The sequence below is a fragment of the Dolichospermum sp. FACHB-1250 genome, from assembly GCF_014696335.1.
In the GTDB taxonomy this organism is placed as follows: Bacteria; Cyanobacteriota; Cyanobacteriia; order Cyanobacteriales; family Nostocaceae; genus Dolichospermum; species Dolichospermum planctonicum.
Map to the genome: position 1 here is coordinate 1 of NZ_JACJPZ010000095.1, position 7,732 is coordinate 7,732.

Annotated in this window: 9 protein-coding genes; 7 read left to right on the top strand and 2 right to left on the bottom strand. The window is 37.3% G+C overall.

Going from position 1 to position 7,732, the window contains the following annotated elements; translation table 11 throughout:
• Positions 1-480: 480 nt before the first annotated feature.
• The 6 genes from leuD to H6F39_RS19830 all read left to right on the top strand — a co-directional run bounded on the left by leuD (position 481) and on the right by H6F39_RS19830 (position 4,741).
• On the top strand, positions 481-1,089 hold the full coding sequence (gene leuD, locus H6F39_RS19805; protein WP_137908676.1) for a 3-isopropylmalate dehydratase small subunit: 609 nt from the start codon (positions 481-483) through the stop codon (positions 1,087-1,089).
• A 128-nt stretch (positions 1,090-1,217) separates the two neighbouring features.
• Positions 1,218-1,685, top strand: a complete 468-nt coding sequence (locus tag H6F39_RS19810; protein ID WP_242028681.1) for an EVE domain-containing protein — start codon at positions 1,218-1,220, stop codon at positions 1,683-1,685.
• A 141-nt stretch (positions 1,686-1,826) separates the two neighbouring features.
• Positions 1,827-2,390, top strand: a complete 564-nt coding sequence (locus tag H6F39_RS19815; RefSeq protein WP_137908675.1) for a hypothetical protein — start codon at positions 1,827-1,829, stop codon at positions 2,388-2,390.
• Between the two features lie 215 nt (positions 2,391-2,605).
• Positions 2,606-3,091, top strand: coding sequence for a hypothetical protein (locus H6F39_RS19820; protein WP_137908674.1), 486 nt, complete (start codon positions 2,606-2,608; stop codon positions 3,089-3,091).
• A gap of 41 nt (positions 3,092-3,132) precedes the next feature.
• Complete coding sequence (locus H6F39_RS19825; protein ID WP_137908673.1) at positions 3,133-3,525, top strand: DUF2358 domain-containing protein; 393 nt, start codon at positions 3,133-3,135, stop codon at positions 3,523-3,525.
• 43 nt (positions 3,526-3,568) lie between these two features.
• Positions 3,569-4,741 (top strand): TRC40/GET3/ArsA family transport-energizing ATPase, encoded by a 1,173-nt coding sequence (locus tag H6F39_RS19830; protein ID WP_028084734.1) that lies wholly within the window; start codon positions 3,569-3,571, stop codon positions 4,739-4,741.
• 114 nt (positions 4,742-4,855) lie between these two features.
• On the opposite strand, the gene H6F39_RS19835 is transcribed toward H6F39_RS19830, so the two are convergent.
• Together H6F39_RS19835 and H6F39_RS19840 are read right to left on the bottom strand one after the other, a co-directional pair.
• Positions 4,856-5,698, bottom strand: coding sequence for a tetratricopeptide repeat protein (locus H6F39_RS19835; protein WP_137908672.1), 843 nt, complete (start codon positions 5,696-5,698; stop codon positions 4,856-4,858).
• 810 nt (positions 5,699-6,508) lie between these two features.
• Entirely contained in the window at positions 6,509-6,820 is a 312-nt protein-coding gene (locus H6F39_RS19840) for an RNA-binding protein (protein WP_137908671.1), read from the bottom strand.
• A gap of 346 nt (positions 6,821-7,166) precedes the next feature.
• Here H6F39_RS19840 and H6F39_RS19845 point away from each other — a divergent pair, with 346 nt between their 5' ends.
• On the top strand, positions 7,167-7,613 hold the full coding sequence (locus H6F39_RS19845; RefSeq protein ID WP_190397282.1) for an SRPBCC family protein: 447 nt from the start codon (positions 7,167-7,169) through the stop codon (positions 7,611-7,613).
• Positions 7,614-7,732: the final 119 nt, after the last annotated feature.

The window sequence follows — 7,732 nt, forward strand, 5'->3', positions numbered from 1 at the left end:
TCTCTCTCAAACTCTGAAAAATCTTGTGGGGTGGGCATCTTGCCCGCCCAAACCAGAATTGAGTCCCAAAAAAATCTCTCTCAAACTCTGAAAAATCTTGTGGGGTGGGCATCTTGCCTGCCCAAACCAGAATTGAGTCCCAAAAAAATCTCTCTCAAACTCTGAAAAATCTTGTGGGGTGGGCATCTTGCCCGCCCAAACCAGAATTGAGTCCCAAAAAAATCTCTCTCAAACTCTGAAAAATCTTGTGGGGTGGGCATCTTGCCCGCCCAAACCAGAATTGAGTCCCAAAAAAATCTCTCTCAAACTCTGAAAAATCTTGTGGGGTGGGCATCTTGCCTGCCCAAACCAGAATTGAGTCCCAAAAAAATCTCTCTCAAACTCTGAAAAATCTTGTGGGGTGGGCATCTTGCCCGCCCAAACCAGAATTGAGTCCCAGATATTCCTTTGTGTCCTTCGTCCCTTCGTGGTTAATTAATTATGGTAAGTGAAGTAAAACAAATATCCAGTCAAGCCGTTCCCCTACTTGGTAACGACATAGATACCGACCGAATTATACCCGCCCGCTACTTAAAAGCCATTACCTTTGACGACCTAAGAGAGGGGGTATTTGTGGACGACAGAAAAGCCTTAAACGGTGAACACCCATTTGACCAAATCCAATACCAAGGGGCAAATATCCTCATAGTTAACCGCAACTTTGGCTGTGGTTCGTCAAGGGAACACGCACCCCAAGCCCTGGCCAAATGGGGAATCAAAGCCCTCATTGGTGAAAGCTTTGCGGAGATATTCTTTGGTAATTGCGTAGCCATGGGGATACCATGCGTAACGGCTGAAGCAGAGGTAGTTAAACAACTGCAAGAATTAGTTATCGCCAATCCTCAAGAAGTTGTTACCATAGATTTGGAAAAATTGCAAGTGGAAATTGGTGATTTTACTGCCTCGGTTGTCATGAGTGAAGGCACAAGAAGTGCCTTTATTAGTGGAACATGGGACGCTTGCGGACAGTTGGTAGCAAATGCTCAACAGGTAAAAGCAACGGCGGCCAAATTACCTTATATTGCTTGGGGCAATTTGGCCGCGAGTTAGTCGCCGCTCTTTTTGTCTCTGAGGTTGTATTTTATCGAACCACTCCAGGCACAGATGACACGGAGAAAAGAGGTGGAAAAGGAATTTTGGGTCATATTTTTTGGTCATATTGAGTTAATTGTTATGAGATGAATAAAATTAATTATTGGTTAATGAAGTCAGAACCATCAGTTTATAGTATTACTGATTTACAACGGCAAGGTGAGACTATTTGGGACGGTGTACGTAATTATCAAGCGCGTAATTTTCTCAAACAAATGCAAATAGGAGATTTAGCATTTTTCTATCATTCTAATGCTGAACCTCCAGGAATTTTTGGCTTAATGAGAATTGTGAAAACTGGCATTATCGATCCTACACAATTTGATGTTAACAGTAAATATTATGATGCTAAATCAACTCCTGAATCTCCCCGTTGGCAAACTGTGAAAGTTGAATTTTTAGAAGTTTTTAATCATCCTATTTCACTATCAACACTCAAAACAAAATTTAAAGATGATGAATTATTAGTAGTCAAAAAAGGTAATCGTTTATCAGTAAATCCTATCATGGAATCAGTGGCAACTAGGATTTTAGAAATGGGAAGGGATATTTAGAGAGCCTAAAAAAAGCCTAAAAAAAAAGATATTAGCATCCCCTGCCGCTCTCTGTGTCCTCTGTGCCTGGAGTGGTTCGATAAAAAATATAATTCATCTACCCAAAAAGCGTTAACCTAGATCTAAAGTTCACAAATAATTATGACACCAGAAGAAATAGCGGGTACATTAACGGAGTTATTTAGCGTTGAAGTTGTAAAATCTATAGCCCCTGGTTCTTGGCAAGTAGAAACTACTGATTTTCGATTATTGGTGCTACTTTCAGAAGATCACACTTGGTTGCGGGTATTACTGCCAATTATGCCCTTACAAGAGGCTACAGCATTTCTCACGCAGTTTCTAGAGGCTAATTTTGATGATACTCAAGAAACACGCTACGCCGTTTATGATGGGGTAGTGTGGGGAGTGTTCCAGCATAATAGTGGCACTTTGAGTAATGCAGATTTTACTAATGCGATCGCTCGTCTGATATCATTACATCAAACTGGTGTAAATGATGTTTTCAATAATTTGGTAGAAGTTCGTATCCGCGAAATTATTAAAACAGCGAAACAACAGGGACAATCTCTAGAAGCTACTATGCAAAATCTAGACCGTTTTTATGCAGAAGGATTATTAGGAGATATTGACCAAAATCCCCAAGGACGAAAGGAGGTTTTAGCGGCTTGGAGACGACAATTAGAAGGTCTTTGGCAGGAAATGTAATTGCAGTAACAAGGAAATAGAATATCTATTGAGAACTTCTATTTCCTGCTATTTATTACTAACGCCGTCAATTCACAATTAAGAATTAGAAAGGCAGATTACACAAGTCTATTACCAGCAATAATTGAGGCTTTGACCGTCAATAATTTACCAATGTTGAGGAGAGAATTTGACTTCTCAAAATTTTTTTAAACATCATTTCCAGAATCTAGATCATGACCCTTGCACAAATCCAAACTCAAATCAAAAACCAAGTAGCTAAAATTGAAGAGCAGCAACAAGCTTTATTCGATTCTCAAAAAGAATTATCTTTGCTTTTAGAACAGAAAAAAATCATGCAACAAGTGGCATATAAAAAGATTAAAGAAGCAGCGCAGTTATTAAAAGCAGCACAGGCTGATTTAGAGTATACAACTGAAGAGATCATAGACATCACTAAATCAGAAATGATCAGCCCTGAAGCAGAAAATCAGTTAAAATCTTTAGAAGAATATAACCAAAATAGTTTAACTTTAGGGAATGGAAAAATTGAGTTAGAAAAATCTGGATTTAGTATCGCAGAAGGTCAAAAAGAACTGGTTAATGCTATTACCGAGAAACTGGATGATTTTGAATTTGCTTTATCCCGTTTACCCGTGGAAGAAAGAGATTATGCTAGAGTAAAACTACAGTCTGTAATCGGTAATTTCATCAACAAGTAATATACCATTTTCTATGATCAACACCAGCACAACATCAATTTATGGATATTATAGAAACCCTCAAAGCTGATTATCAAAGATTTCCTGTCAATCAAACTTACAGCATTTATGCCCAAGATGTTTATTTTCAAGATGCTGTTTTTAAGTTTCGAGGACTGGAACTTTACAAATGGATGATTAAATTTATTCAGACTTTTTTCCTCAATCTTAAACTGGATTTACATAACATCCAATCTCAGGAAGAAATTATTAAAACTGAATGGACTATGAGTTGGAATTCTCCCCTACCTTGGAAGCCTTATATTTCCGTTTCTGGCTGGAGTGAATTACGTTTGAATGCTGACGGTTTAATTGTTTCTCATATTGACTATTGGTACTGCTCTCGTTTAGACGTAATTAAGCAGCATTTCATTTCTTTGAAAAAACCATCATAATGTAAATAAATGTAAATAAACTTCAGGCAGTAAGGAATCATTGATGCGAGTAATTTTAATGACAGGGAAAGGTGGCGTGGGTAAAACCTCCGTGGCCGCAGCCACTGGACTCCGTTGTGCAGAACTGGGCTATCGGACATTGGTTTTAAGTACAGACCCTGCCCACTCCCTGGCCGACAGCTTTGATATAGAATTAGGACATGATGCCCGTCTCGTGCGTCCTAATTTGTGGGGTGCGGAATTAGACGCACTGCAAGAATTAGAAGGTAATTGGGGGGCTGTGAAACGCTATATCACCCAAGTTTTACAAGCCAGGGGTTTAGACGGCATACAAGCGGAAGAATTGGCGATTTTACCGGGCATGGATGAAATTTTCGGCTTGGTGAGAATGAAACGTCATTATGATGAAGGAGAATATGATGTTTTAATTATTGACTCCGCCCCCACTGGTACAGCATTAAGACTGTTAAGTTTGCCGGAAGTTGGTGGTTGGTATATGCGTCGTTTTTACAAACCCTTCCAAAATATTTCCGTTGCCCTCAGACCACTTGTAGAACCTATTTTTAGACCCATTGTTGGTTTTTCTTTACCAGATAAAGAGGTAATGGACGCACCCTATGAATTTTATGAGCAAATTGAAGCTTTGGAAAAAGTTTTAACTGACAATACTCAAACCTCTGTGCGTCTGGTGACGAATCCTGAAAAAATGGTAATTAAAGAATCTCTTCGCGCTCACGCCTATCTAAGTTTGTATAATGTAGCCACAGATTTAGTGATTGCTAACCGAATTATTCCCCAAGAAGTAACAGATCCTTTTTTCCAACGGTGGAAGGAAAATCAAGAACAATACCGTCAAGAAATTCATGATAATTTCTTACCTCTTCCAGTCAAAGAAGTACCTCTATACTCTGAAGAATTGTGTGGTTTACCAGCTTTGGAAAGGCTGAAAGAAACCCTCTACAAAGATGAAGATCCAACTCAAGTTTATTATCAAGAAACTACAATCAGAGTTGTCCAAGACAAAAACCAATACAGTTTAGAACTGTATTTACCTAACATTCCTAAAAGTCAAATTCAACTGAAAAAAACTGGAGATGAGTTAAACATCACTATTGGTAATCATCGCCGTAATTTGGTATTACCTCAAGCTTTGGCCGCACTGCAACCAGCAGGGGCAAAAATGGAAGATGATTATCTAAAAATTCGCTTTGCTTGAAGCGTCTAAATTTTTAGACACCCGACTCTTTAAATAAGTCGGGTATCTGTTTATTTATCCAATAAAAATATGAGTTATCTCTACTTTTGTTTTACGTAAGTCCTGAAATCTCAATTATCGTCCCAATTCTTCAATGTTCTTCATTGCTTGTTGATATAAGTCTTTGTTTCCTTCTTTGTCAAAAATAGCTGCTGCCCGTTGTAGGTCTTTTAATGCCCCCCGTTTATCTCCAATTGCAGCATAGGCGTTACCGCGATTATTAAAAGCAGAACCAAAATTAGGATTAATACGAATTGCTTCATTATAATCGGATATTGCTTTTTGCTGTTCTCCCCTGGCTGCGTAAGCATTGCCACGATTGTTATAAGCTACAGCATATTCTTGATTGATCCGAATTGCTTGAGTATAGTCCTCTAAAGCTCCGTTTTTATCACCTTGGTTTCCACGAGCATTACCTCGATTGTTGTAAAATTCCGCAGATTTAGGCTTGATACTAATAGCTTGATTATAATCGGCGATCGCTCTTCTATAATCCCCAATAGATGAAAAGGCATTGCCACGATTATTGTAAGCTTCCGCATCATTAGCATTTAAACGTAATACCTGATTATAATCGGCGATCGCTCCCTCTTTATTACCAGTATCAAAATAAACCAGTCCCCGACCTTTAAATGCTGGTGCATATTCAGGATTAAGACTAATTGATTTACTATAGGCAGCAATGGCCGCTTGAGAATTACCTTTCAGGTGTTGAGTTTGTCCCTGAACATAAAATTCTGCATATTTGGATGTTTTTCCTATCTTTGGATTTGGGGTAGTTGCTGCTCTTTCTGTCACTAAAATATCTTGATTATTACTACAAGCAAGGCAAATTATCCCACTAAAAATCGTAAGCATTGCTATAGTCAATGCTCGGTTTATCTGTCGCTGTTTATGTGTCAATAACTGCCATTTCATAATTTACTATAAATCGCCATTTTACTTGGAGTAAATCATTTACTAAATTGCTTACTTACTTCTGCAATATTTTAGCTTTTTGATGAAATGAAATCTAAATGATCAGATTGGTAAATAATTTTATTCAGCTAATCACCCGATATTAATAAATGTTGACAATATTATCCTTTATATCTACATTTATAGTATTACTAAACTATCGCTGATAATTCTGTCAATTTTATTAGCATTTTTAGAAAAAATTTCATACCAGTACAAGTATTTATATTTGAATATTATTAATATTAATCCTCCTCACATTCTTAATATTCTTAATTTTTAGGGTTTATTTTCCCTTAGGTATTTTCATCAATATTTACTCTCAAATTTTTCCGAATATTTTACGTTAAAATAATTGTCAAATCTAACTAAATCAATCCCTTGATTTTTTACCAAATCTACCAATTCTTGAAACTTAGTCTTGACAGTTTTTCATAGCTAGTCAGTTTACAGAATAATGTTTCCAAAATATTTTGTGATTACATCGCTAGTAACATTTTGTTACCAATAATGCACAGCAAGTGCTGCTCATTATTATAATGACTTTTGTTAATAACTGCTGCCAATGTGCCAAAATACCCCTTTTTATATCATTTAACGGCAATTTTCAGCCAAATAGGGAAATTATTTCTGTACCCTATTCGGTAAAATGGTTTCAAAACAGCTAACTAGAAAATTTTCCATTAAAAAAGCTCAGGAATAAATACCTGAGCTAATGGTAAACTTAATTATCCTAGAGGGGAATATTTTTCTAACTGAACTCTATAGATACTAGTAGCGGTTACGACCACCACCACCACCATAGTTTCCACGACCACCACCACCAAAAGAACCACGATCTTCTTTGGGTTTAGCCTTGTTTACTTTCAAATTACGTCCCATCCATTCAGCACCATCAAGAGCTTCAATGGCTGCTGTTTCTTCCGCATCTGTACCCATTTCTACAAAAGCGAAACCACGAACCTTGCCTGTTTCTCTGTCGGTAGGTATTTGGACACGCTTTACAGTGCCATACTCTGCAAAAACTCCGTTTAAATCGTTATCGGTAACTTCATAAGAGAGGTTACCCACATAAATCGACATAGACTGTCTCCAAAATCATAAGAGTGTAGAGATTTAGATTTCGGAGAAAAGTCTGTAAATACCAAAGGTAAAAATCCTATCAATACTAAAAACAAACGTGGTCTACCGAATTACTTCTCAAGTCCCATTATCACATAAAAAATGGATATTTAGCTCAGAAAATTAAAAAAATTTATCAAAGAAATTTATCAAAGATTTTTTCACTTCACAATTAGCGATCGCAGCATAAGATATTCTGAGCATTCTCTCATTATACTTATTTTAATGAATTTAGAGCCACAATAACCATCTATTTTCGTTATTTTCAGCAGTTTAGGCTACAGGCTAAATTTTAGGTTTTTTGTTCATGTTGCACTTTAAACATTCCTCAATCATTAACGCACCAGTAGAAGTAGTTTGGAAATTTCATGAAAGGCCAGACATAATACAGTTACTCACCCCACCTTGGCAACCTGTACAAGTAGTCAGACGTGAAGGAGGACTAGAAGCCGGTGCAATTACAGAATTTCGTCTTTTTCTGGGCATTTTACCCTTAACTTGGTTAGCACGTCACACAGACTATGAAAAATATCGTCTGTTTAGTGATCAACAAATATCTGGACCTTTTGAGTCCTGGATACATCGTCATGAATTTACGGAGGAAAACGGCAAAACTAGATTAACTGATCATATTACTTATGCCATGCCTGGAGGTAATGGAGTGGAACTTATGAGTGGTTGGTTAATACAAGCACAGTTAGAAGTCATGTTTCGCTATCGTCATTATATAACTAAACGCGAATGTGAAAAGTGAACACAAAAAAACGCCCTCCTTGCGGAGAGCGTTTTTTATTTAACTAGACTCTAGTTATTAACCGTTGATTGCAGGAGCAGTTAAAGCAACAGGAGCAACATCAGCAGCAGCCAAATCTA